Source organism: Kribbella sp. NPDC023972, from assembly GCF_040639075.1.
Classification (GTDB): domain Bacteria; phylum Actinomycetota; class Actinomycetes; order Propionibacteriales; family Kribbellaceae; genus Kribbella.
In genome coordinates, this window is the sequence record NZ_JBEZZH010000004.1 from 180771 (window position 1) to 203723 (window position 22953).

Annotated in this window: 27 protein-coding genes and 2 tRNA genes; 15 read left to right on the plus strand and 14 right to left on the minus strand. The window is 67.4% G+C overall.

Annotated features, from left to right (window positions below):
• The first annotated feature begins 38 nt into the window (after positions 1 to 38).
• From AB0F43_RS17910 to AB0F43_RS17930, 5 genes are all read left to right on the plus strand, one after another.
• Complete coding sequence (locus tag AB0F43_RS17910; protein ID WP_360477328.1) at positions 39 to 434, plus strand: DUF1232 domain-containing protein; 396 nt, start codon at positions 39 to 41, stop codon at positions 432 to 434.
• A gap of 80 nt (positions 435 to 514) precedes the next feature.
• Entirely contained in the window at positions 515 to 1123 is a 609-nt protein-coding gene (locus tag AB0F43_RS17915) for a TetR/AcrR family transcriptional regulator (RefSeq protein ID WP_360477331.1), read from the plus strand.
• Positions 1124 to 1147: 24 nt separating this feature from the next.
• A complete protein-coding gene (locus AB0F43_RS17920) occupies positions 1148 to 2500 on the plus strand; it encodes a glutamine synthetase family protein (RefSeq protein ID WP_360477334.1) in 1353 nt (450 codons plus the stop codon).
• Between the two features lie 48 nt (positions 2501 to 2548).
• On the plus strand, positions 2549 to 2923 hold the full coding sequence (locus AB0F43_RS17925; RefSeq protein WP_360477337.1) for a hypothetical protein: 375 nt from the start codon (positions 2549 to 2551) through the stop codon (positions 2921 to 2923).
• Positions 2924 to 2961: 38 nt separating this feature from the next.
• Positions 2962 to 3525 (plus strand): dihydrofolate reductase family protein, encoded by a 564-nt coding sequence (locus tag AB0F43_RS17930; protein ID WP_360477340.1) that lies wholly within the window; start codon positions 2962 to 2964, stop codon positions 3523 to 3525.
• Positions 3526 to 3628: 103 nt separating this feature from the next.
• On the opposite strand, the gene AB0F43_RS17935 is transcribed toward AB0F43_RS17930, so the two are convergent.
• The 5 genes from AB0F43_RS17935 to AB0F43_RS17955 form a co-directional block, all read right to left on the minus strand.
• Positions 3629 to 4153, minus strand: coding sequence for a YciI family protein (locus AB0F43_RS17935; protein WP_360477343.1), 525 nt, complete (start codon positions 4151 to 4153; stop codon positions 3629 to 3631).
• A 29-nt stretch (positions 4154 to 4182) separates the two neighbouring features.
• Positions 4183 to 5142: an alpha/beta fold hydrolase gene (locus tag AB0F43_RS17940; RefSeq protein WP_360477346.1), complete on the minus strand. Its 960-nt coding sequence runs from the start codon at positions 5140 to 5142 to the stop codon at positions 4183 to 4185.
• A 24-nt stretch (positions 5143 to 5166) separates the two neighbouring features.
• On the minus strand, positions 5167 to 5625 hold the full coding sequence (locus AB0F43_RS17945; protein ID WP_360477349.1) for a hypothetical protein: 459 nt from the start codon (positions 5623 to 5625) through the stop codon (positions 5167 to 5169).
• Between the two features lie 20 nt (positions 5626 to 5645).
• Entirely contained in the window at positions 5646 to 6506 is an 861-nt protein-coding gene (locus AB0F43_RS17950) for a hypothetical protein (protein ID WP_360477351.1), read from the minus strand.
• 190 nt (positions 6507 to 6696) lie between these two features.
• Positions 6697 to 8280: an LCP family protein gene (locus AB0F43_RS17955; protein WP_360477354.1), complete on the minus strand. Its 1584-nt coding sequence runs from the start codon at positions 8278 to 8280 to the stop codon at positions 6697 to 6699.
• Positions 8281 to 8540: 260 nt separating this feature from the next.
• Here AB0F43_RS17955 and AB0F43_RS17960 point away from each other — a divergent pair.
• A tRNA-Ser gene (locus AB0F43_RS17960) sits at positions 8541 to 8630 on the plus strand.
• A gap of 254 nt (positions 8631 to 8884) precedes the next feature.
• A complete protein-coding gene (locus tag AB0F43_RS17965; protein WP_360477357.1) occupies positions 8885 to 9148 on the plus strand; it encodes a hypothetical protein in 264 nt (87 codons plus the stop codon).
• Here AB0F43_RS17965 and AB0F43_RS17970 read toward each other — a convergent pair.
• Positions 9120 to 9536 carry a PPOX class F420-dependent oxidoreductase gene (locus tag AB0F43_RS17970; RefSeq protein WP_360477360.1) on the minus strand — a complete coding sequence of 139 codons (417 nt, stop codon included), beginning with the start codon at positions 9534 to 9536 and terminating at the stop codon, positions 9120 to 9122. The two genes, AB0F43_RS17965 and AB0F43_RS17970, sit on opposite strands and share 29 nt — an antisense overlap.
• Before the next feature lie 37 nt (positions 9537 to 9573).
• Here AB0F43_RS17970 and AB0F43_RS17975 point away from each other — a divergent pair, with 37 nt between their 5' ends.
• Positions 9574 to 10209 carry a phosphoribosyltransferase family protein gene (locus tag AB0F43_RS17975; RefSeq protein WP_360477363.1) on the plus strand — a complete coding sequence of 212 codons (636 nt, stop codon included), beginning with the start codon at positions 9574 to 9576 and terminating at the stop codon, positions 10207 to 10209.
• A 142-nt stretch (positions 10210 to 10351) separates the two neighbouring features.
• Here the strand turns inward: AB0F43_RS17975 and AB0F43_RS17980 are convergent, their stop codons facing one another.
• The 3 genes from AB0F43_RS17980 to AB0F43_RS17990 all read right to left on the minus strand — a co-directional run bounded on the left by AB0F43_RS17980 (position 10352) and on the right by AB0F43_RS17990 (position 14503).
• Complete coding sequence (locus AB0F43_RS17980; RefSeq protein ID WP_360477366.1) at positions 10352 to 12235, minus strand: phosphoenolpyruvate carboxykinase (GTP); 1884 nt, start codon at positions 12233 to 12235, stop codon at positions 10352 to 10354.
• A 325-nt stretch (positions 12236 to 12560) separates the two neighbouring features.
• Positions 12561 to 13916, minus strand: coding sequence for a hypothetical protein (locus AB0F43_RS17985; protein WP_360477369.1), 1356 nt, complete (start codon positions 13914 to 13916; stop codon positions 12561 to 12563).
• On the minus strand, positions 13913 to 14503 hold the full coding sequence (locus AB0F43_RS17990; protein WP_360477372.1) for a hypothetical protein: 591 nt from the start codon (positions 14501 to 14503) through the stop codon (positions 13913 to 13915). Before AB0F43_RS17990 ends, AB0F43_RS17985 begins: the two co-directional genes overlap by 4 nt.
• A 479-nt stretch (positions 14504 to 14982) precedes the next feature.
• On the opposite strand from AB0F43_RS17990, the gene AB0F43_RS17995 reads away from it, so the two are divergent.
• Positions 14983 to 15055, plus strand: a tRNA-Arg gene (locus AB0F43_RS17995).
• Between the two features lie 85 nt (positions 15056 to 15140).
• On the opposite strand, the gene AB0F43_RS18000 is transcribed toward AB0F43_RS17995, so the two are convergent.
• The 3 genes from AB0F43_RS18000 to AB0F43_RS18010 all read right to left on the minus strand — a co-directional run bounded on the left by AB0F43_RS18000 (position 15141) and on the right by AB0F43_RS18010 (position 17680).
• Complete coding sequence (locus AB0F43_RS18000) at positions 15141 to 15356, minus strand: hypothetical protein (protein WP_360477375.1); 216 nt, start codon at positions 15354 to 15356, stop codon at positions 15141 to 15143.
• A 764-nt stretch (positions 15357 to 16120) separates the two neighbouring features.
• Positions 16121 to 16750 carry a glyoxalase superfamily protein gene (locus AB0F43_RS18005; RefSeq protein ID WP_360477378.1) on the minus strand — a complete coding sequence of 210 codons (630 nt, stop codon included), beginning with the start codon at positions 16748 to 16750 and terminating at the stop codon, positions 16121 to 16123.
• Positions 16751 to 17122: 372 nt separating this feature from the next.
• The gene (locus tag AB0F43_RS18010) at positions 17123 to 17680 is read right to left on the minus strand and encodes a hypothetical protein (RefSeq protein WP_360477381.1); all 558 of its coding nucleotides are present in this window, start codon (positions 17678 to 17680) and stop codon (positions 17123 to 17125) included.
• On the opposite strand from AB0F43_RS18010, the gene AB0F43_RS18015 reads away from it, so the two are divergent.
• The 4 genes from AB0F43_RS18015 (at position 17679) to AB0F43_RS18030 (ending at position 19607) form a co-directional block, all read left to right on the plus strand.
• Complete coding sequence (locus AB0F43_RS18015; RefSeq protein ID WP_360477384.1) at positions 17679 to 18014, plus strand: hypothetical protein; 336 nt, start codon at positions 17679 to 17681, stop codon at positions 18012 to 18014. The two genes, AB0F43_RS18010 and AB0F43_RS18015, sit on opposite strands and share 2 nt — an antisense overlap.
• Positions 18015 to 18087: 73 nt before the next feature.
• A complete protein-coding gene (locus tag AB0F43_RS18020) occupies positions 18088 to 18222 on the plus strand; it encodes a hypothetical protein (RefSeq protein WP_360477387.1) in 135 nt (44 codons plus the stop codon).
• 232 nt (positions 18223 to 18454) lie between these two features.
• Positions 18455 to 18790, plus strand: coding sequence for a hypothetical protein (locus AB0F43_RS18025; RefSeq protein WP_360477390.1), 336 nt, complete (start codon positions 18455 to 18457; stop codon positions 18788 to 18790).
• A 577-nt stretch (positions 18791 to 19367) separates the two neighbouring features.
• Positions 19368 to 19607 (plus strand): hypothetical protein, encoded by a 240-nt coding sequence (locus AB0F43_RS18030; protein WP_360477393.1) that lies wholly within the window; start codon positions 19368 to 19370, stop codon positions 19605 to 19607.
• Between the two features lie 135 nt (positions 19608 to 19742).
• Here the strand turns inward: AB0F43_RS18030 and AB0F43_RS18035 are convergent, their stop codons facing one another.
• Entirely contained in the window at positions 19743 to 19910 is a 168-nt protein-coding gene (locus AB0F43_RS18035) for a hypothetical protein (protein WP_360477396.1), read from the minus strand.
• Positions 19911 to 20411: 501 nt separating this feature from the next.
• Between AB0F43_RS18035 and AB0F43_RS18040 the strand changes: the two genes are divergently transcribed.
• Together AB0F43_RS18040 and AB0F43_RS18045 are read left to right on the plus strand one after the other, a co-directional pair.
• The gene (locus AB0F43_RS18040) at positions 20412 to 20888 is read left to right on the plus strand and encodes an N-acetyltransferase (protein ID WP_360477399.1); all 477 of its coding nucleotides are present in this window, start codon (positions 20412 to 20414) and stop codon (positions 20886 to 20888) included.
• 827 nt (positions 20889 to 21715) lie between these two features.
• A complete protein-coding gene (locus AB0F43_RS18045; protein ID WP_360477402.1) occupies positions 21716 to 22582 on the plus strand; it encodes a GNAT family N-acetyltransferase in 867 nt (288 codons plus the stop codon).
• Between the two features lie 147 nt (positions 22583 to 22729).
• Here AB0F43_RS18045 and AB0F43_RS18050 read toward each other — a convergent pair whose 3' ends face one another.
• Positions 22730 to 22906, minus strand: coding sequence for a hypothetical protein (locus AB0F43_RS18050; protein ID WP_360477405.1), 177 nt, complete (start codon positions 22904 to 22906; stop codon positions 22730 to 22732).
• Positions 22907 to 22953 lie beyond the last annotated feature (47 nt).

Here is a 22953-nt window from a genome sequence, read left to right on the forward strand (position 1 = left end):
GCCAGGCCGCCACTCACGCGATTATCTAGGGTTGAGCTGTGACCGAAGCGTTGGTGGTGGCGGGCATCCTGCTGGCGTTGTGGGCGATCAGCTGCTTGCTGATGATGCTGTTCGCGCATCGGCTCCCGGACGGGTTGCTGAAGCAGGTGGCCGAGTTCCTGCCGTCGTGTGTGACCGCGGCGCGGGCGTTGCGGAAGCATCCCGACGTACCTCGGCGGGCCAAGGTCGCGCTGCTGATCGCCGTGCTGTGGGTGCTGTCACCGATCGACTTGCTGCCCGAGTTCCTCCCGGTGATCGGGCCGCTCGACGACGTGGTGGCCGTCGTACTGCTGCTGCGGTACGCCGCTCGGTCGGTTCCTCGTGACACTCTGCTGGGCGCTTGGCCGACGGACCCGCGGTTGCTGGAACGCCTGCTGGGGCGACCGCCTGGCTGACCAGGAGCTTGGCGGTTTGCTCCGGTTGATCTTCGGTGACAGGAGTTCTTGTAATGACTGCAAGACCGTAGCATGGGCCTGTGGATCCCCGGAAGCGACGCACGATGGACGCGCTGGTCCGGGCCGGCCAGGAGATCTTCAGCGAGCGATCCGTCGAGGACGTGACGGTCGAGGAGATCGCCGAGCGGGCCGGTGTGGCGGTGGGGTCGATCTACAACCACTTCGGCTCGAAGGCGGGACTGCAGGCGGCTGTGGTCGAGCATGCTCTCGAGGCCGACCGGCACTACATGGACCGGGCATACACCGCGGACCGGTCCCCAGTGGAGCAGCTCTACGCGGCGGCGGAGCAGTACCTCGACTTCTACCTCGACCACCCGGACTACTTCCGGATGCTCGCCTTCCCCGGCCAGCCCGGCCAGTACCAGGCGGGTCAGGAGCTCTCCGAACGACTGGTCCGCGCGGTCGACGACCAGAACCGCCGCCTGGTCGAGGCCTTGCGGCAGGGCATCGCGTCCGGCGACCTCCGCGCGGTCGATCCCGAGGAGGTCGCGACGATCCTGTGGGCCGCGTGGAACGGCGTGATCAGCCTCGGCTGGCGACCGGACAGCCTCCGCCGCGACGCGTCCGAGCTCCGCGCCCTGCTCGCGACCGCCACCGAAATCGTCGCCAACGGTCTGCTGGTCCGCTAGCGCGCCTGTGGTACGAAGGTCAGCGTGGCCATCACCGACAGTTTGCCGCCGGCGGACCGCGTCAACGCGTTGCTCGATGACGGCCTGCGGATGCTCATCACCTCCATCGTCGACAACGCAGGCATCACCCGGGCCAAGTCGGTCCCGGCCCATCGGTTGCGTACGGCGGTGCGTGACGGCATCGGCCTGTCGCCGGTGTTCGCGGTGATGTGCACCGACGACGGGATCACCTCGTCGCCGATGGTGAACGGGCCGGTCGGCGACAACCGGCTGATGCCCGACCTGACCGCGGCCGCGCCGCTCGGGCCGGACCACACGGTGTACTGGGCGCCGGCCGATCAGCTGTCGCAGGATCACCAGCCGGTGGACATCTGCCAGCGAGCCGCCTTGCGGCGACAGGAGGAACGGGCGATCGCGGCCGGGCTCGACGTTAAGCTCGGGTTCGAGCTCGAATTCACCGTGTTCACCGGCGATCCCGGCGATCCCAAGGTAGCCACGCTCGGTCCGGCGTACGGCGTACTTCCGACGCTGAAGCTGGAGGATTTCGCGGTCGACCTGCTGGAGGCACTCGAAGCGGCCGGGGTGCCGGCGGAGCAGTTGCATCCTGAATACGCCCAGGGTCAGGTCGAGGTGTCTCTGCCACCGGCGTCACCGGTGACCGCCGCCGACCAGTCGCAGCTCGCGCGTCTCGTCGTACACCGGGTCGCGCGCCAGCATGACCTGCTCGCGTCGTTCGCGCCGATCACGGTGGCCGGGTTCGTCGGCAACGGGGCGCACATCCACTTCTCCGCGACGTTGAACGGCGTACCGTTCGGAGACGACGGCGGTCCGTCGGAGCATGCGCGCCACCTGATCGCCGGTGTGCTGGAGGAGTTGGACGGTCTGACCGGCGTACTCGCGCCGAGTGTGGTCAGCGCCGATCGACGGGTGCCGGGCAACTGGGCGGGTGCGTTCGCGTGCTGGGGTCCGGAGAACCGCGAGGCCGCGCTGCGCTATGTGCCGGGCAGCATCACCAGCCGGCCCGACTCGGCCAACTGCGAGATCAAGATCGGCGACCCGTCCGGGAACGCGTATGTGTCGGCCGCGGCCGTGCTCGCGAGCGCGTTGACCGGGCTCGAGCGGAAGGCTGTTCTGCCGGCCGGACTGAATCACGACCCGGCGTCGTACGCGCCGGCTGAGCTGGAGCGGATGGGTGTTCGCCGGCTGCCACTCACGCTGGACGACGCGCTCGCCGCGCTCGAGCGGTCCACGGTGATCCGGAGTGCTCTTGGTGAGGCGATCGTCGATCCGTTCCTCGCCGTACGACGGCATGACGCCGAGTCGATCGGGTCGCTGCCGCTCGAGGACCGGGTCCGCGCTTTGCGGTGGCGCTACTGAGCGCCGTTCGAGCTGAACTGGACACCCGCATCACTTACGGTGATCCTCATGGCGTTTGCTGCGAAGGGGAGCCGGGGCGAGTCGTTCCTCACCATCGTCGTCGGGGGTGGGGCGGCCTTCGGGTTGATCGTGATCACGTCGCGGTCGTGGAAGGCGTGTCAGGTCGACGTCGCCGGCAGCGTACCCAACGGCCTCACCCTGCTCTTTCTCGGCCTGCCTCTCGCGCTGATCGTCAACCTCGTCCTGTTCAACCTGGTCTTCCGCTACGCCGGCAAGACCTTCCTCTTCTCCCTGATCGCCGCCGCCATCGCGATCACCATCGCCGACCTGGCCCTCTACTCCTGGCAAGGCACTCCCGCCGCCTCCCCCGGCATCTGCCCCGGCAACGTCCCCTCGTGGTGGCCCACCTGGATCCCGACGTGACAGCGCTCTGGAAAGCCGATTGCGATTGGATGGAGACCATGAGCGGACCCACCCGGCTGTACATGTCGATGTCCCTGGACGGCTTCATCGCCGGCCCTGACGACGAGCCCGGGCAGGAGCTCGGCCGCAACGGCGGCCGCCTGTTCAACTGGCTCGACGACCGGATGAAACCGGGCGTGAACGGGCAGATCTACGGTGAGGCGATGGAGACCGGCGCCGTCATCGCGGGCCGCCGTACGTTCGAGCTCGCCGGCCGCTGGAACGGCGACCACCACGACGGCGTACCGATCCACATCCTCACCCACCACGTCGACGAGAACGACGTCCCGCCCGGCACCGCGAGGTTCTACACCGACGTCGACACCTGCGTCGCCGACGCCCGGGCAGCCGCGGGTGAGCGCGCGATCCTCGTCCACGGCGCCGGCGCTGCCCAAGCACTACTTGCCGCGGGGCACCTCGACGAACTGGAGATCCACCTCGTCCCAGTCCTCCTCGGCGCCGGCCGCCGCCTCTTCGGCGACAACCACGACGAGTTGCAACTCATCCGCTGCTTGGAAGGCCGCGACGCCACCCACCTCCGCTACCGCGTCGTAAGCCCCTGACTCGGCCCTGTCTGACTGATCGGCTTTTACCTGAACCGGGGAGGGTTTCTGGCCGATTCGGGCTAGAAACACTCCCCGGTCCCCGATGAGGGACAGCACGCGGTCAGCGGCGGCCGCCGAAGGTCCAGGGGTGGGCCTGTGGAGTGCCCGGGAGGAGGGTTGTGGCGGCTTGTTGGGTTGGGGCTTCCAGGAGGGCTGCCTGGCCGACGGGTGTCCGGCCGTCGAGGGTGAGGAGGTCGCCGTACACGATGAAGTGCGCTGACGGTGTGGTGGCGGAGGTGTCGGTGGTGATCACCAGGTAGCGGTGGTAGTCGGGGACCGCGTTGGTGAAGTCCCACATGGTGCGGGCTGAGTGGTTGTGGAAGCGGTACAGGTCGACGGCTTCGAAGGCTCCGGCCCGGTAGTACGGCTCGTCGAAGGCGAACGCGCGTACGGCGTCCTCGTCGGGAAGATCCACGATGTGCAGGCTGCCGGTGGTCTCGGCATCGTCGTCGTGGCCGGTCAGCGTCGGCCCGCGAGCGATCAACTGCTCGCCGTACCCATCCATGAACGACCAGTGCTCTTCGGTCAGGCCCAGCTTGATCTCGTACCCGCCAGGCCGATCGTGCCCCCAGACAAAAAACTCCATGACCGCACCCTAGAAGGTGAAGGGGGCGGTCAGAGATTCGCGCCGATCAGTTGGTAGATGTCGTCGTGCGCACCCGGCAGGTCGTCGTGGCCGAAGTCGGGGTACAACCGCAAGGACTTCGCAGACGTGAGCTTGTTGTAGGCGGCGTACTGCGTCGACGGCGGGCAGATCTGGTCCTCGAGGCCGACGAACAGCGTCACCTCGGCCCGGATCCGCGCTGCCAGGTGCTGCACGTCGATGTAGCCGAGGGTGGTGAAGACCTCGTCCTGCCGCAGGTGCCGCGGGTCCCGCTTCTTGAACCAGGTCACGATCTCGTCGTACGGCGCCTTCTCCAGGTTGAGCTCCCACGCGCGCTGATAGTCGGTCAGGAACGGGTACACACTCGCCGTGTACTTGATCGACGGCGTCAGGGCCGCGGCCACCAGCGAGAGCCCGCCGCCCTGACTCCAGCCGGTCGTCGCGATCCGCGTCTCGTCCACCTCGGGCAACCCACCGATGATCAGAGCAAGCCGCCGGGTGTCCAGGAACACGTGCCGGTACAGCAGCCCGTCCGGCCCGTCGTCCAGACCGTGCACGAGGTGGTTGTGCAGGGAGAAGCTGTTCGGCGCCTGTGACTCGGTCCGGAAGCCGACCTGCTCACGCACGTCCAGCGCGGCCACGGTGAATCCGCGGGCGGCGTACGGCAGCAACTCGACCCACTTCGGTTGCTCACCGCCGTACCCGTGGAAGAGCAGCACGGCCGGACCGGTCGGCTCGGCCGGACGGACCACCTTCGCATGGACGCGGTAGCCGCCGGTGCCGTTGAAGTACAGGTGTTGCGCGGTCGCCGTGGTCAGCGGGAAGTCCGTCGCGTCGGCGAACTCGGTCTCGGGATCGACCGCGTCCAGCTCGAGCAGCGCCTTGTCCCAGTACTGGTCGAAGTCGTCCGGACGGGGGTTGGTGCCCTGGTAGACGGCCAGTTCCTCGGGCGACAGCTCGAATGAAAGCACAGGGACTCCAAAGACTCGGGTGACTTATTCTGCGCGATCCTCATCCTCTGGGGCGGTGCCGTCCCAGATCGTGTAACCGTGGGCCGCGTTCAGCCGGTCCCGCAGCGCGGTCTCCAGCGACTCGACCTGTCCCGGCACCAGCCAGGCGATCGGCACCAGGACGGAGTGCTCCTTCTGCTTGGTCCGCAGCACGATCGCCTCCCCGTGCGTCGACTCCGCGCGTCCGACCGCGGTGACGTCGGTCCATGGCGTCCGTACGCCGCGCACGTCGAGCTCGCTGTCGCGCAGCTTCAGTACGACGGGAGGCCGGGCGAGGATGTAGACCCCGCCGAGCACCACCAGCCCGCCCAGCACCACGAACACGGCGATCACCGTCGTCGGCAGCCCGAACGCCCACAGGATCGCGGCCACGCCGAGGAGGATCAGCCCGGCGGCCGGGATCCCGAGAAATCGGCCCGCCCGCATCCGGTACGTCGTACGCATCGGGCAAGTTTCTCATCACCTCAGAAGGCGTCGGTCTCCGAGGTGGAGGCGTTGCCGAGTGGGGTCCGGGCCAGGCTGATGGTCCAGTCGAACGATCCGTCGAAGCGGTCGTCGTACCGCTCGTAGGAACAGTTCTCGGTGAACCGCCGGTTCGCCGCGTCCCAGCTCGTGCCCGACTTGAAGTAGACGTAATAGCTGCCGCGGATCCCGTTCAGCGTCGTCTTGCCGCTGGCTCGCACGTAGATCGACGCCTGCGGCTTGCGCGGGTTGCTGTTCGTCACCACGATGACGACATCAGATGCGCTGCCGTTGGTGATCTCCAACCGCCCCGGCCCACGCGCCCCGGACCGCTGGATGACCTGGCCGTTCGTACCCCGGCCGTTCACCGACGGCGGCGCCTTCGGAGCCGGCGGTACGACGAGCGCACCGAACCGGAGCCCCTTGCCGACCGACGCCGACACGGACTGGGTCAGCTCCGCGACCGTACTGCGGACCCCTTTCTTGGCCTCGTACAGCCGAACCGCCGGCGCCTTCGGCAACCCGCAACTGGTCTTGGTCGCCCCGGCATCGCTGAGGTTGTCGGCCAGGTTCTCCGGGTACTCGTCGAACGCCTCGAGCACACTGCTGTGCGCTTGGCTGAGAGCCTTCGGCGGGGTCACCCCTTCGAGCGCCTTCCGCTGGAGTACGACGGCCGCCGCGAGCTGACCCCGGGCCGCGTCGAACGACGCCACGGTCTTGGCGTTCATCACCCTGACGACGTACGTCCGGAGGACCTTCTCGACGTTGGTCAGCGCCCGTTGGTACATCGGGACGGACAACCGCACTGGAGCGGGCGGCGTCGCCGTGGGGGTCTGTGTCGGTGTCGGGGCGGGCTTGCTCACCGTGGTCGTCGTACTACCCGCCGACAGAGACCCGGCCTCCGGCTCACTGCTGCAGCCCGCCGCCAAGAGAAGCGTGGTTCCGATCGCCGCCGCCGTCCAACGCCGCACAGTCACCCCCAGTGACTCGTTTGCCAGTGCGGTCAATACTTCCTGGCCGACGGCTCAACCAGACCTGTTTGGCCGGTTGTTGTCAGTTGTCGCCGGATTCGTTCGGGTTGTAGGCGCACGCGTCGTCCAGGCTCTCGGTCGCGCCCGGGGTCACGGTCGGCTTCGGCGAGGTCGGCTTCCTGGTCGTCGTACCGCTGGACGGCTTCTTCGTCGCGGTGGTCGACGGGGTGGAGGCGACCGGCTTGCTCTTCGGGTTGATCGCCTTCTGCACGATCTGCTGCATCGCCTCGTAGTCCGGGTTCTTGCCGGTGGGGAAGTTCTTGGACTTGTCCAGGTCGACGTTGGTGACGTTCGCGTTCTTCACCTTGAGGCCGAGCTCGATGAACGCCGGCAGGATCTCCTGCGGGATGTCGGTGCGGAGCAGCTCCTTCCCGGCCGAGGCGATCTGCTGGTACTTCGTCACCAGGGTGGCCGGGTTCACCGTGTTCACCAGCGCGTGGATGGTGCAGCGCTGCCGCTCCTGCCGGGACGGGTCGCTCAGGCCGTAGCGGCCGCGGGCGAACCAGAGCGCGTGGTAGCCGTCGAGCTTCTGGTTCGGGCCCGGCTCGATGTAGCCGGACGGCTTCTTCTCGCTGTTCGAGCCCGGGCCGGCGCCGTAGTCGCCGCCGATCGGCACCCGGTAGTTGACGTTGACGGTGATCCCGCCGAGCGCGTCGATGATCTGCCGGAAGCCGGCCAGGTTGACCTGCATGTAGTAGTCGATGTCCAGCCCGAGCGCGGCACCGGCGGCCAGCTTCACCGCGTCGGCGCCCTCGTTGTCGGTCTGCCCGAGGATCCCCGGATGCGCCTTCGGGACGTTCTCGTACATCGCGTCGAGGTAGTACTCCGGCTGCTCGACGTTGCCGAGCTTCGGATCCCAGTAGCCGTCCGGGTACACCTTGTGCAGGGGCGAGTCGGCCGGGAACGGCATCCGCATCCAGTTCCGGCTGAGCGAGATCAGCGAGGTATCGCCGGTCTTGGTGTCGATACTGGCCACGATCACCGTGTCGGTCCGGGTGCCTTCCCGGCCGGCCCCGTCGTCGGCGCCGAGCAGCAGCAGGTTCAGCCGCGGGGTGTTCGCCCACGGGTCCTCCTTGTCCACCTTCGGCCGGGTCGCGCTCTTCGAGTCACCCTCGGACTGAAACACGCTGCCGACCAGGTCGCGCTGCGCCATCACCGTCTGCGCGGCCACGGTCGTCGGTACGGCGATGCCGAAGCAGAGCAACCCGACGAACAACGATCCCGCCAGCCGGCCTGTGTACGTCATGGTCACCGGACGCAGCAGCTTGTGCGAGGCCACCACGACCCAGATCCAGCAGATGCCGAGACCCACCACGGCCGCGGTCGCGATCAGCAGCTGGCGCGGCGACACCGCGAACGCGAGGATCGAGTCACGCTTGGTCAGGCCGTAGTACGCACCGATCAGGAGCAGGCCGATGCTGATGGTGAGCACAAAGGCGCCGAGCTTCTTCCGGCCGCCCATCATCAGGCCGGAGCCGGGGACCAGCGCGCTGAGGAGGGTGAGGCCGATCGCTTTCGACGCCGTGCGGGCCCGGTGTGTGCGGTGCCGGGACCGGTTGGCTCGAGGCGCGGACCTCCGTCCGGCAGCGCGAGTACTCCGCGACATGGCTCCGTTCCCTGATCGACGACGTGGCAGCCCTCCGTCGGCCGCATGCAGCGGCCCACGGTACTTCAGACGCCCACGGCACCCACTCGGTTGACGTGATGCTGGCGACCCCCGTCGATGCGAGCCAGGTTACAGGGGCACAGGGCTAGTCTCCCACCGTGCCACCTCCGCCACGCAGGGTGGTCGCGGGCCCGCTTTGCTGCGGAGCGGGTCCAGCGGATAGTCTTGGCCGTCGTCGTGTCCCCTGTGGGACCGTCGGAGGAGGCGTCGCCTAGTCCGGTCGATGGCGCCCGCCTGCTAAGCGGGTTGAGGGTAACCCCCTCTCGCGGGTTCAAATCCCGCCGCCTCCGCAGTACTCAGAGAGGGCCGCCAGGTGGCGGCCCTCTTCTCAGTTGCTCATCAATTGCCTGGCTTCGGGCAGGCAATTGACCGGCGAGGCGTATCTCTCAACCTACCCGCCGGTTCGCCGCGCGCGTTGATCAAACAGGTTCAGTGCTGTGACGTCGCGGAGGCGCGTTCGAGACATTCGCGGGGTACTCAGGAATCCCGGAGTGCGAGGTCACGGTGAGGCCCGGGTTGATCCGGATCTCGAGAGGTGATGACGATGACGGCTCCCGCACTGCCGATGACTGTGGATCGCCGACTGGAGGCACCGGGGTTCGATCCACGAGCCATCCTCGGCCTCGGCCTGCCCGCACACGTTCTGGCCTACCTCGGCGACCACTGGTCGCCGGCCTGGCTCATCGGACGGCTGCACTGCGCGGACGGATGGGTCGCACTTGTTCAGTACGTCGATGCCTCTGGTCGCGAACAGACTTTGCGCCTGCCCGCCGACCGGGTCAGCCCGCCCACGGGCCGACACCGCTGATGCGGTCGACGGTGATGTGGGTGATGTACCCGGCCGGCAGGTCGGCGCCGGGCAGGAAGTCCGCGTCCGGACCGATATAGGTCTTGGCCAGCTTCCGCAGTACGGCGACCGCCCCGCCCTCGGTGATCCGCGCGGTGCCCCTGATCACCAGGTACTCGACCAGGCCCATCTCGTTCATCCGGCCGGTCTCGAGCGAGAGGGCGACCCGATTGTCCCGGCGGATGTTCTTCAGCTTGCGCTGGTCGGGGACATGCGCGGTGATGATCTCGTCACCGTCCAGCCCGACCCAGACCACGGACACCTGCGGACTCCCGTCCGGATTGATCGTGACCAGATGCCCGAGGGCATCCGACTCGAGCACGGCTCGCGCGCTGTCAGGGATTCGCATGCGGACAACGTAGGCACATCGGGTGGATCATGGCGATATGAGGCCGTACGCGGATCGGGCGGCTGCGGGGCGCGCTCTGGCAGACGAGCTCGGCGAGGTCGCCGGACCAGTCCTGGTTCTGGGGCTGGCACGCGGTGGTGTCCCGGTGGCGGCGCCGGTCGCGGACGCTCTCGGGGCGAAGCTGGACGTGCTGATCGTCCGCAAGCTCGGCCTGCCTCAGCAACCCGAGCTCGCGATGGGCGCGATCGCGGGCGTCGGCGGCGAGACCCACACGGTCCGCAACGAGCCAGTTCTCGCCGAAGCCAGTGAGCATGCGCTGGCCGACGTACTCGAGGAAGAGACGCGGGAGCTGAAGCGGCGCGAGCAGGCGTACCGCGGCGACCGCCCGGCGATCGACGTACGCGGGCGGGTGGTGATCCTGGTCGACGACGGCCTGGCGACCGGCTCGACGATGCGAGCTGCGGTGGCAGCGGTACGGCGGCAGGACCCGGCGCGGGTGATCGTCGCCGTACCGGTCGGTGGCGCGGACGGGTGCCGGCGGCTGGCGCACGTCGCCGACGAGGTCGTGTGCGTGTGGAAGCCGGCGTACTACACCGCGGTCGGCCAGGCCTACCGCGACTTCTCGCCGGTGGAGGACGACGAGGTACGGCGCATCCTCGCCGAGCGACCCTGACGGTCCGGGTGCGGCGCGGCTGGGGGTCCAGACACAGCGCTCCTGGAGGCCGGGCGCAGCGCGGCGCCCCGGCTGGTGGCCGGGGGCGCCGCGCTTTCCGTCCGACCTGCCGGCTTCCGACTCGGCAGCTCGGAGTCTGGTGTCAGCCGAGCCGTGCGCGCAGGTTGTCGAGCTCGACCTTCAGCGTGGCCGGGACCTTGTCGCCGAGCTTGGTGAACCACTCCTCGATCAGCGGGATCTCGGACTTCCACTCCTCGGCGTCGACCTTGAGCGCGATCGCGAGCTCCTCCTCGGTCAGATCCAGGCCGGAGACGTCGAGCGCGTCAGCCGTCGGCACCCGGCCGACCGGGGTCTCGACCGCGTCGGCCTGGCCCTCGATCCGCTCGATCACCCACTTCAGTACCCGGCTGTTCTCGCTGAATCCCGGCCAGACGAACTTGCCGGCCTCGTCCTTGCGGAACCAGTTCACGTAGAAGATCCGCGGCAGCTTCGACGCGTCGTGCTCCTTGCCGACGGTCAGCCAGTGGTCGAAGTAGTCACCCGCGTTGTACCCGAGGAACGGCAGCATCGCCATCGGGTCACGCCGTACGACGCCGACCTCACCGACCGCGGCCGCCGTGGTCTCCGACGACAGCGTCGCGCCCATGAACACACCGTGGGCCCAGTCCCGCGACTCGGTCACCAGCGGCACCGTGGTGGCGCGCCGGCCGCCGAAGATGATCGCCGAGATCGGTACGCCGTTCGGGTCCTCGTACTCGTCGGCGATGATCGGGCACTGCTTGATCGGCGTGCAGAACCGGCTGTTCGGGTGGCTGGACAGCTCGCCGGAGTCCGGCGTCCAGTCCCGGCCCTTCCAGTCGGTCAGGTGGTCCGGCGGGACCGGCGAGTAGCCCTCCCACCAGACGTCACCGTCGTCGGTGAGCGCGACGTTGGTGAACACCGAGTTGCCCTTCTCGATCGTGCGCATCGCGTTCGGGTTCGTCTTCCAGCCGGTCCCCGGGGCCACACCGAACAGGCCGAACTCCGGGTTCACGGCGTACAGGCGCCCGTCCGGACCGAACCGCATCCAGGCGATGTCGTCGCCGAGGGTCTCGACCTCCCAGCCCTCCAGCGTCGGGTCGAGCATCGCCAGGTTGGTCTTGCCGCACGCGCTCGGGAACGCCGCCGCGATGTAGTGGACCTTCTTCTCCGGCGAGATCAACTTGAGGATCAGCATGTGCTCTGCGAGCCAGCCCTCGTCCCGAGCCATCGCCGACGCGATCCGCAGCGAGTAGCACTTCTTGCCGAGCAGCGAGTTGCCGCCGTACCCGGAGCCGTACGACCAGATCGCCCGCTCCTCGGGGAACTGGACGATGTACTTCTCGTCGTTGCACGGCCACGGCACGTCCTGCTGCCCCGGCTCCAGCGGTGCGCCGACCGAGTGCAGACAGGGGACGTACGGCGCGTCGGTACCCATCCTGGCGAGCACGTCGGCGCCGGTCCGGGCCATGATCCGCATCGACGCGACCACGTACGCCGAGTCGGTGATCTCGACCCCGAACATCGGCTTCTCCGCGGTCAGCGGGCCCATGCAGAACGGGACGACGTACATCGTCCGGCCGCGCATCGAGCCGCGGTACAGCTCGGTCATCAAGGCCTTCATCTCGGCCGGGTCCATCCAGTTGTTGGTCGGACCGGCGTCGGCCTCGTCGACCGAGCAGATGAACGTGCGCTGCTCGACCCTGGCGACATCCGAGGGGTCGGTGCGGACCCAGAACGAGTTCGGCTTCTTCTCCTCGTTCAGCCGGACCATGGTGCCGGCAGAGATCAGCTCCTCGGTGAGCTTCGCGTACTCCTCGTCCGAGCCGTCCATCCAGTGGATCCGGTCGGGCTGGGTCAGTGCGGCCACCTCGGCGACCCAGGCCAGCAGGCCGGCGTGCTCGGTCGGGGCGTCACTCAGGTCGTAGCTGGGTGCCTCGGCTTTGAGGGGCTCCGTGTCGGCGGGGGCGTCGGCGTCGGTATGGGTCGGGCTGGCGGTGGTCGTCATCGGCGGCTCATTCCCTCTCGGCTGTCGGGCCCGGCGGCGTTCCGGCCCCTCGACGCTGAGGGGAGGTACGACGTCGGCCGCCGGGGTCTCCGGCGGTTCGATCCAGCTGGCTGGCGGTGTGATCTGTCGCATACCAGTGCGTCCAGTGGACGTATACCAGTGTGCAAGTGGTACTAACGGTACGCGACTCGAACGCGTGGTGAGAACCACCCGCACGTGAGCCCGCTCACAAAGTTTCGGCGACAATCGCTTTCCGGCGAACCTTGTGAAAATGAGAACGGCCCGCGCTCGATGCGCGGGCCGTTGGTGAAAGATTTTCGGTGGATCAGCCGGTTTGGAACCAGATGTCGTTGACGATGCACTGGACGTCCGCCTCCTCGCCGGCGGCGCCGGTGACCACGACACCGACCAGCCACCACCGGCCGCCGCTGATGAACGCGTGCGACATCGTCAGGACGTACGACCGCGTCTTCGACCCGTTCCTCTGCTCGGCGAACCAGGTTCGCGAGTCCTTCGCGGTGGCGGGCGCGGGCGCGGTGAAGGCCGCCGTCCACTCCTTGTCGAACGCGCTCCGGTCGGCGAGGCAGCCGGCCAGGTCCCGGCAGGGGTGAAGAGCGACGCGCCCGTCCAGCGTGCCCTTTGGCCGGTCCCTCATCGTGGCCGTCTGCACCCGGCGGTAGATCGCCGAGCTCGACTCACCGAGCGAACTGACCTCGGGCGGCCGCGGCCAGCCGAACGGAAACGGGAGCCCGGCGGTGAGAATCGGCTGAACGTCCGCACCGACCGCGTAGGTCGCACCGATCACTCCAGGAGCCCCGGTCGGTTGCTTGTAGGTCGCGGTGGTGACCCGCGGGACGCCGGGCAGCAGGACCGGCGACGGGAATGGGCTCGGGCTGACCGCGGCGGGAACCGCCTCAACCGGCTCATCCTTGATGGAGCTGCCGATCGCGGCGCCGATGGAATAGGTGATCGAAAAAACCACCAGCACACCGAGGACGACGGCCACGTAGATCCAGCTGCCGATCCTGTGCCGGTACTGCCGGACGACCTCGATCTTGGACGGGGGTCTCGCGGCATCCAGACTCGCTTGCAACGCCGTCTGCAACGTCGGCTGCGCTTGTTGGGCTGGGTGCGGTTGCTGGGCTGATTGCGCTTGTTGGGCTGATTGCGCTTGCTGTGGTGATTGCGCTTGCTGTGGTGATTGCGCTTGCTGTGGTGATTGCGTTTGCCGGGGTGCGGTCGGTTGGTTTTGCGGTTGGTCGAGATACGAGGGGAACGCGGTGGTGTCCACGGCCGGTGGCGGCATGGCGCCGTACTGGCTGAGCTGGGCTCGGACCGCCTGCAGGGACTGCTCGTCGTTGCCGAGAATGCCGTCGAGCGGGTCGATCAGCCGCTCGGCGCCCGACTGACCGGGGACCAGCTGGGTGATCGCGTACGGGCGATCGGAGCTGAAGTTCGCCGCCCACAGCGGAGCCTCCTGCTGCCCCGGCTGGAGTGCGGCGCCCCGACCGACCTGGGCGAGGCGGTCACGCACCACCGCATCGCGCGCACCGGTGACACTGAGCACCAGCGCGACGACCTCCATCCCGGTGAAGCTGCGCCCACGCCACAGCTCGGCGAGCGGATGTGTCAGCAACCGCTGGTCGAACTGGTAGCCGGGGATCTGTGGCGTGCCGTTCACTTCGTCTCCCAGATCGCGCGGTCCGCCAGTGCCAGCGCCGCCTGCTCAGCGGCCTTCTGCTCGGCCGGGTTCGCCAGGTAGAGCACGTGGACGATGACGTCTCCGCGCTGCACGAGCGCGTTGATCGTCCACGACTGACCGGCGATACCCCGAGCGCTCGACCCGAGCTTGGACGGGTACGGACGATCGGGAACGCTCTCCAGCGGGCTCCGGTCCCACGTCCGCTTCGCGTTCTGGGCCGGGTTCAGCGGCTGTTGCCCCGCGCCCATGTCTCGCCCGCCGTACGGTGTGATCGTCAGCTTCACGTACGCGCTGGAGAAGGTGGAGCGCTTACTGGCGTCGGACGCGGTGCAGGTCACCCTCGAATTGCCGATCTGGGTCAGGGTGACCGGGGTCGTCACCTTGGATGCCTGGGGCAACAGACTGGACACATCGCCGAGCCGGACGCACAGGCCCGCCGAGAACGACCGGGCCGGCAAAATATCCTCGGGCTGCACCGGGTCGCCGAGCGCGAACCCGATCCCGGCCCCCGCGACCGCGGCCACGCCGCACGCGATCGCCGTACCCCGCACCAGTCGACTCGCCATGCCCGCGACATTAGCCACGCGGAGGTCCTCCCTTACCGGTCAACGACGCGCCCTTAGACGTCCACCCCCTGCAACCGGTTCCGCTGGGAATCGATGGCTGGCGATGCTCCCTCCCGCGGCGGTCCACCGGGCGCAGGAGGCCGGCCAGCTCCTGCAGCTTCTCCTTCGCCGCGCCCATCGTGTTCACACCCCCGGCCAGCGCCTTCCGCGCCCCACCCTCACCCTCGTCCCCGACCAGCGCCCCAGCCGCCCTCGCGGCCTGCTCCCCCGCCTCAGCCAGCCCCGCCCCGACCGGCCCAACAACTCCGGCAGCTTCCCGATGAACCACACCGCATCGTCCGGCACCCGCACCAGCTTGAGCACCTTCTCGAAGTCATCCGAGTTCCCGACAGTCGCCCCCACCCCTCCACCACACCGCCCCCCGGAGCCCGATTGGCATCCACCCACCTCCCCCATGTATCGTTACTCGACGTTGTCCAGCGCTCGTAGCTCAACGGATAGAGCATCTGACTACGGATCAGAAGGTTGGGGGTTCGAATCCCTCCGAGCGCGCAGACAAAACCCCAGGTCACCGCACAGGCGACCTGGGGTTTCGCTTGTCCGGGGTCTGACCTGACCCCCACGGCTGACCCCAACGTCACTCGTCGTCCTGCTCAAACAGGAACCCGAGCTTGTCCACCGCGCCGTGCTGAAGATCCTCCGCCACGTCGACGTAGATCGTCTTCGTCGTACGGGGGTCCTCGTTCTTGGATCTGCTCCAGGGGCACGCCCTGGCTCCAGAGCAGCGACGCGCAGGAGCACCCAGACACACGCGATCTGCGACGACCGCGAGGCTCAGGTAGGCCAGCACCACCGAGCCGCCATGGACGCCCTACGATCCGGCTCCCCCGAACACGTCGACGCGCACCGGGTCTACGTCGAGACACTCCGGAGCTACCGCAACCAGCCGGTGGCTTCTGGGTCGCCAGCTCCGATCCAGACGCGGCCCCCGAGGCGATCGTCGGCAAGGAGCCGCTAGACACCCTGACGGCCGCCATACTCCTCTCAGACGGCGCAAGCCGACTCGTCGACCGGTTCGAGCTGGCCACATGGTCTGAGGTCTCCAGCTCGCCCGGCAGTCCGGACCATCGGCGATCATCGACCAGGTCCGTGACGCCGAACGTAGCGACCCGGACGGCCTGCGTTGGCCCCGGGGCAAGTCCCACGACGATGCAACCGCCGCGTACGCCGTACCTCTGCCGATATGAGCTCTTATGGATCAAGGGCGCGCCTCCGGCGCGCCAGGCCGGGCACGCTCTCCGGCCCAGCCTGAAGACCGGAGAACCCCAGACATGAGGAAGCGGCCAGACCCGTTCTAGGCGTCTGACCGCCGGCTAGCCCCGTCCCCCTGGCCGCTCGATTGTCCGGCCACCACGACACGCATCAAGAGCGCTGCGCGTCCCTACGGGATCGGCAAGCCGACTCTTGACCCGCGCCGCGCTGACCTTGGTTGGCAGCTATCAGGGGGACAGGGCAACTATGGAGGTCGAACCGTCAGGCGTGTCGTTAGTTCCTGAACGGTTGGGTTCTTGAGGTCATGGTTGACCGCAACCGGTCATGCCTCCGCCGCGTCGGGCCTCAGCCGACGAACGCGATCGCGTTGCCGTCCGGGTCGCGCACGATGAAGTCGGTGCCGCCCCACGCTTGCTTGGTCAGCTTCTGCACGATCTCGGCGTCAGCGGCCCGATATTCCGCGTAAAGTTCGCGTACGTTCGGCGTATCGATGAACGCCATGATGAGCCCTTCTCGTTCCGCGGCACCGGCCGCGAACACCGGCTCGTCTACGAGCTTCAGGTGCAAGCTCGCGCCGTCGCGCGACACCGATCCGTAGAATGGCGGGTTGCCGTGCAAGAAGTCGATCCGGAAGCCGAGCTGGTCCCGATAGAACGTGGCCGAGGCATCGACGTCTGCGACGTACAGCACCGGTTTGGCGCTCGCGACTGCCGTGTCCTGAGCCTCCGGCTGCTCGGTGGTGGGCGGAGCCGCTTCCGTGCTCGCCTTGAGTTCGGCCCAGCTGGCGCAGCCCGCTTCGAGAGCGATGATCTCTTGGGCTTCGGTGAGGGGAAACTTCAGCGCGAGTGCTTCGCGGTCGGACAACGTGCGATAACGCGCGAGCTGTCGGATGCGACCGCCAATCGAGAAGTTCCCTTCGCGGTGCCAGCGAACGAGCAGTTTCGCCTGCTTCTTGTAGGTTTCGAGCTTGGGCATGGCGCTCCCTCTTCGGTCGTGAAGTAGGTGGGCCTTGCCCTTTCGGCTTGTTGCCGCTGCGCCCTACGACCGGGTGTGAACCCGCGCCTGCAACGTTGAGATTAGCACGCGAATTGGCCCCCAGGCCGCGTGAGCGCCGCCCATTCTCCGTTTCCGCGCGGCTGCCGAGTTGACCTCTTAAGAATCAAGGCGCGCGGCGAGGGCCGGGCTTACGACCTACGGCCAACGCCCTCACCCCCGCCGACTGGCCAAACGGCGTACCGGATTCCAAGGTCTTCCACGGCCACTGGTCCGGTTCGTCACTCGGCGCCTGGTCGAGGGCCGGCGGTCGGCCTCGTCCCCCTGGTCGCTCGATTGTCCGGTCAGACGCACTCAGGCAGGTGGGCGCCGGGCCGTGAAATACCGGTTGGACCGCCTCAGGAAGACCAGCGGGATGAATGCGGCCATCGCGAGCAGATTTAGGGCGCTTCGCGCGTAGTCCAGTACGAGGTACGAGCTCGGGAACTCGAAGAATGGGGGTATGTCCGCGGTCGTGAAGCCCTGGGTGTCGCCCCGGATCAGCGCGACGAGGCTGGACAGAGCCCACAGGGAGGCGAACACGGTCAGCGTGATCCGCGCCCAGTGTCGGCCGCTGCGCATCTTGAGGCCGAGCAGGATCCAGAGGCCGCTCAGGAGCAGGTCTCGGACCGTGAAGAAGATGAACAAGCCGAGCAGGGGCCCGTTCACCTTGTCACGGAGTTCGACCATCGACGCCTGAGCGTCCCCGCCCGTCGTGCCGAACACGTCGTCCACAGCCCTCTTCACGACCACGAAGGCGGCCACGTTGAGCACGGTCGCCAGCGGCGGCACCACGACCGCGATCCAGAACGCGATCTCGACTGCGGCCGGTCGCCTGCCGGTGAAACCGTACGAGCGCGGCGGCGAAGTCATGCGAGAGAACTATAGGCGTCCGCCTCCGCTCGCCGGCACGACCGCCGTACGAAAATCGTTAAGAGACGGCCTTGATCAGTGGAGCGGGCGACGGGAATCGAACCCGCATGGCCAGCTTGGAAGACACGCCAAACACACCCTCGGCCTGCTGCTCACCGTCACCGTGTGCGCCGCCAGCGTCCAAGACCGCGACGGCGCCAAGACCGCCCTGCTCGGCGCGTACCTGACCGCACCCGCCTGCCGATTCGTCAACACCGACGCCACCTCGAATACACCTGACAAGACCACTCACAAACACGCACTAAAAGTCTGTATCTCTGCCGCCGTTGGATGATGCCGCCGCGGTCGCAGCGGGGACGGCCGTAGCGATGTCGGAAGTTGCACGCACTGGTTGCACCGCGGCCATCATGACCGAGATCCGCGCCATCGACGACCAATTCACCGCCGGCGAAATGACCAAACCGGCAACCTTCGTGCACGAGGTAGCGGGCACGTATCTCCTCAGCGCGCGTGAGACTTCGTCTGTGGCGTGCAGTACGTGACTGCGCCGTCGGCAAACCTGATGTTCTCGTCGGCGTCCTTGGCGAGATCGGCCTGTGAGCTGGCGAACAGGACATGGTGGGTGGCCGACCCGGGACTCACGTACGAGCAGCGCATCGCCCGGGCGGTAGGCGTTCTAGAGAACACGGTTGACGAGGAAGCAGCTCTGTTCGAGGGCGACAGCCTCACTGGGCTGCAAGGCATGAAACTCAGCTTGAGGAGTGGCGAGAGGCAGTGGGCCTGGTGGACAAGGCAGCCCTTCCGCGACCAACCAAGCTGTTCAAGCTCATCAAACCAACCAGCGGCGCCGAGGACTACAAGCGGCTCTGTAACGTCACACACGGCAGCCTCCTGACAATTCTGGAGGGCAACCAAGCCGCGCTGAACGGTTCCGACCATGGCCCGATCAGCGCATGGTGGAGAGTGCTCACTGCTTCCACCTATGGACTTGAGGCAGCTCATCGCCTGGCCGAACTGCGCGGCACGAGCGGCCTCGAGAGTCTGCAGCGCGCGAGCATGATCGTGCAGCACTACGTCGACCTGTACGACCGATGGATCGACAGCCAGTAGCAATTGTGTTCAGTACCCCAGTCGTACCCCAACGGCAGCTGCCGACGGGCGTCTGTGAGCACCTAGGACCCACTCGCTACCGGTGGCGGCAGGTTGGCTCCGAGGGTTTGCAGGCTCCTACGGATCAGAAGGTTGGGGATTCGAATCCCTCCGAGCGCGCAGACGAAACCCCAGGTCATGCGGTATATGGCCTGGGGTTTCTTCTTGTCGAGGCTGTTCTTGCTAACACTTCTGCTAACACGGCATCACCGCTGACTATCCGTCCGGGGCTCTGTTCCAGCGGAAGGCGACCGATAGGCATCAGCCTCAGCCCGACGCGGCGATCACGGAGCTGGCGCACGACCTGCCGACCCAAAGCCAGCCGGAGACCTCAGCTCGCCGGGCGCGGATCACTCTCATTCCGTCTATCGCCTGACGCCGTCCCACTGGCTGGGCATCAACGGCAGCATGGAATGCTGGAGGGATCTTCGGCTCTTGAAGGGTGTCCATGTCCAACGTGCCGGTTGCTCGCCCGAAGATCGTTTGTCTGTGCGGTTCCCTGCGCTTCAGCAGGGAGTTTGCGACCGAGCGCACGCGCTTGACGCTCGATCTGGCGATCGTCCTGGCTCCGGAGGCCACCGAGGCGCCCGTGTTGGACCCTTTGCTCGTCCGGGCCTTGGGCGAGCTGCACCTCCGCAGGATCGACCTCGCAGATGAGGTACGAATCGTGAACCCCGGTGGCTACATCGGGGAGGCCACCCGCCGCGAGATCGCGTACGCCAACGCATTGGGCAAGCCCGTCACGTACTTCCACGAACTGGCGATGGGGGACAGCTAGTCGGTTTCTCTGACCCGACCGGCAGTACATCACCTAGTGACGCGGATCTCTTGGCGGATCACACCCTCCCGCCGATCCTGTCGTGTCTCAGGTGATCTTTGACGAATCTGTCTCGGCTGATGGTTGACACCTTGCCTAGGAAACTGTGGTGGCCGTCCGTGGCGACCTGGACTTGATCGTAGTGACGGACTTGGCGTTGGTGCGGCGGACGACGCGGACGTCGCCGTCGTCGAGCTCGATGGCCAGGGTGGTCTCGGAGACCGCGATGGTCAGGGTTGCCTGTTGCCTTACGCCAGCTCGCATCGTCGAATTGCCCCGACCGCTCGCGCCTACACGGGACATCGTGACCTGCAACCGAATCTGGACGCGTGAGCTGGCTCAAGTCCGTCGCGGCCGACACTGTCGTCGTACATACGCGGGACGGGCGGTCGATCCGAGGCGTCCTCGTGGGGTGCGTACCGCACCGAGGTCGTGCTTGCGCACGCGTCGCTTCTGCACGCCGGTGTCGCACATCACCTGGCGCGCGGGTGTCGCGCATCACCCGAGACAGGACACCCTCCCGCCGATCCCACTTGCCGAATTTGGCTCTTGTGGATCAAGGCGCGCCTCCGGCGGGGGCCTCACGACTCCGGGATGATGGGCCGGAATTGGCCGGCAATCTGGTGGCGGTCAGGGTGGTTCTTCCCGTCGGAACGCGAGGCACCGTTCGGATGCTGGCCCGGATGAGCAACCGCGCGGTCTCTGGGCCTGTCCCGGCTCCAAAACCGTGTGCCAGCCGCCCGGACGGGTCTTTATCCTCCGGTCATGGATCTTCGCGAAGAACTTGCGAGCGACAGACAGGCCGTGCGGGATGTTCACCTTCGGGCGTTCGGTGACCATGGCCTCGTCGTGGCCGACCTTGTCGATACCTTGCGGGAGATCATCACGCCAGAGAACGGCCTCTCGCTGGTCGCCGAGCGCGACAGACAGATCGTTGGGCATGTCATGTTCACCCGTAGTCTGCTCGATGCCCCTCGGCGGCAGGTTGACGTGCAAGTCCTGAGTCCGTTGGCCGTGATGCCCGAGTTCCACAAGCGCGGTATCGGCTCGGCTCTGGTCCGGCACGGACTGGGACCCTCGCCGAGCGGGCTGTTCCCCTCGTCTTCTTGGAGGGCGATCCGGGCTACTACTCACGTTTCGGCTTCGCGCCCGGTGGCGATCTGGGCTTCCGAAAGCCGTCCCTGCGAATCCCGGACGGTGCCTTCCAGGCCATCAGGCTCCCGGAGTATGAGCCATGGATGACAGGGACGCTGGTCTACGCAGAGCCGTTCTGGCGGCATGACGCAGTCGGCCTCCGTGCTCCCGACGCATAGCTCGGGGCTGGGCCGTCGGGTGGTTGGGGCCTCAAGGCAACGGACTCGTATGAGCAGCTCGTCCACGCCTTGCTAACGGGCTTGCTAACAGCGGCCACGGATCGGACCGGACAGCTCTGGACGTTCCGTCAGATCGAGACACGCTGTCAGGCGTGCTGTGGCCAAGGATGGACGCCTTGAACTCGACTACGGATCAGAAGGTTGGGGGTTCGAATCCCTCCGAGCGCGCAAATCCCGAAGCCCAGGCAGACGCCATCTGACCTGGGCTTTTGTGTTCTCCGGGACATGCCAGAAGGGCGGCCCGACTGCTCGGCCCGCGACGGAGGCCGAGCGACAGCGCCACGGCGTACAAGGCATAGAGCCGGTCCTCGCGGATGGCCTTCAGGAAGTTGGTCACCGAGCACCCTGGATCGCCTTCGGGTTCTTCCGGGGTGGCTCGGCCGCCGCCCGATCTTCCCGAGCCTTGTCCTTGCCCTGGGCACAGCACTGGCTGACCTGCTGGAGCTGGAACTGGCCGCGCCGTACGTCGTTCGGCCGAAGCGTGGTGAGCTTCTTTCTTGCCGAACAGCGGGATGAGGTACTTCGTGACGAGCCAGTTATAGCTAGCAAACGTCGTGTCGCGCACCCGGTGCCGCGCGTGCTCGTCAGGAGGACGGGGCAGGTGCGGGCTCCTCATCTGGACGTCTCCACCAGCGGCTCGGAGCAGAGACGTTAATCGGTTGCACGCCTCCGAGCCGGGGGTGTCAGATCCCGGCTATGACGATTTTGCTGAGCACGCCGACGGCCGACGGCGTGCGCGAGGCTATTGCGGCGCTGCGGGAGTGGCAGCACGACGAAGCGCCGATGCAACTGCATCCCGGGGACATCGGCTGGAACTACCGGTTCGGAACGGCCGAGACGGCCGCGGCGGTCCGGATCTGGAGCCGGGACGGACGGATCCTCGCCGTCGGGATGCTGGATTCGCCGACGCTGGTGCGGATGACAGTCGCTCCCGACGCTTTCCAGGACGAGGACTTGGCGCGGCGGCTCGTCGAGGACTTCTCGCTGCCTGAGCGCGGCGTGCTGCCGGAAGGAGCGGTGTCCATCGAGGCGCCGCAGGGCCTGCTGCTCCACGACCTGTTGACCAAGGAGGGCTGGGGTGTCGACGAGCCGTGGACGCCGCTCTTCCGCGACCTCGCCGAAGCGGTGGAGGACCCCGGCGTGTGGATCAAGACGATCGGCCTGGAGCAGGCACAGGACTTCGCCGACGTCCTGCGGTCCGCGTTCAACACCACGAGGCCCACGCGCGAGTACTGGCACGAGATGTCCGCGGGACCGTTCTACGCCGACGCCCGATGCCTGGGTGCTTACGACGACCAGGGCAACCCCGCGGGGGTGGTGACGGTCTGGTCGGCCGGCCCGGGGAAGCCGGGACTGGTCGAGCCGATGGGCGTCCATGCGGACCACCGCGGCCGCGGCTATGGCCGGGCGATCACCGTCGCCGGGGCGGCCGCATTACGGGAGATGGGCTCGTCGAGCGTGCGGGTGTGCACGCCGAGCTCTAACGTCGGCGGCGTCGCGACGTATAAGGCGGCCGGTTTCGCGGCGAGGCCGGAGATCGCCGACCGGATCCGGAAGGTCTGACGTCGAGGTCTCCGGACCACATCCGGGAGGCCTAAGCGAGGTAGTCCAGGCGGTGTTCGAACTCCTCGGTCAGGCTGCAGCGGCGCGTTAGCGAAACGTACGAACGTGACCTCGGGGACCCCGCCGTGGGCGGGTGGACAGCTGGGCCTAGTCAGGGGTCTGCGTGGACTCGCGCCTGGTCTCCTCGGGGTGTTCTGTGCGTTCGTCCGAGTCTTCGAGGATCACCCGAGCCTGCTCCTCGGGGTCATCGCTGCCGGCAGAGCGTTCCTCCGGTAGCAGCTCCGCGCGCCGTGCGATTCGGCGCTCATCGGCTGATTCAGTCATAGTTCGAACATACAGGCGTCACCGGCCGCGAGACCGGTTGCCAGCCT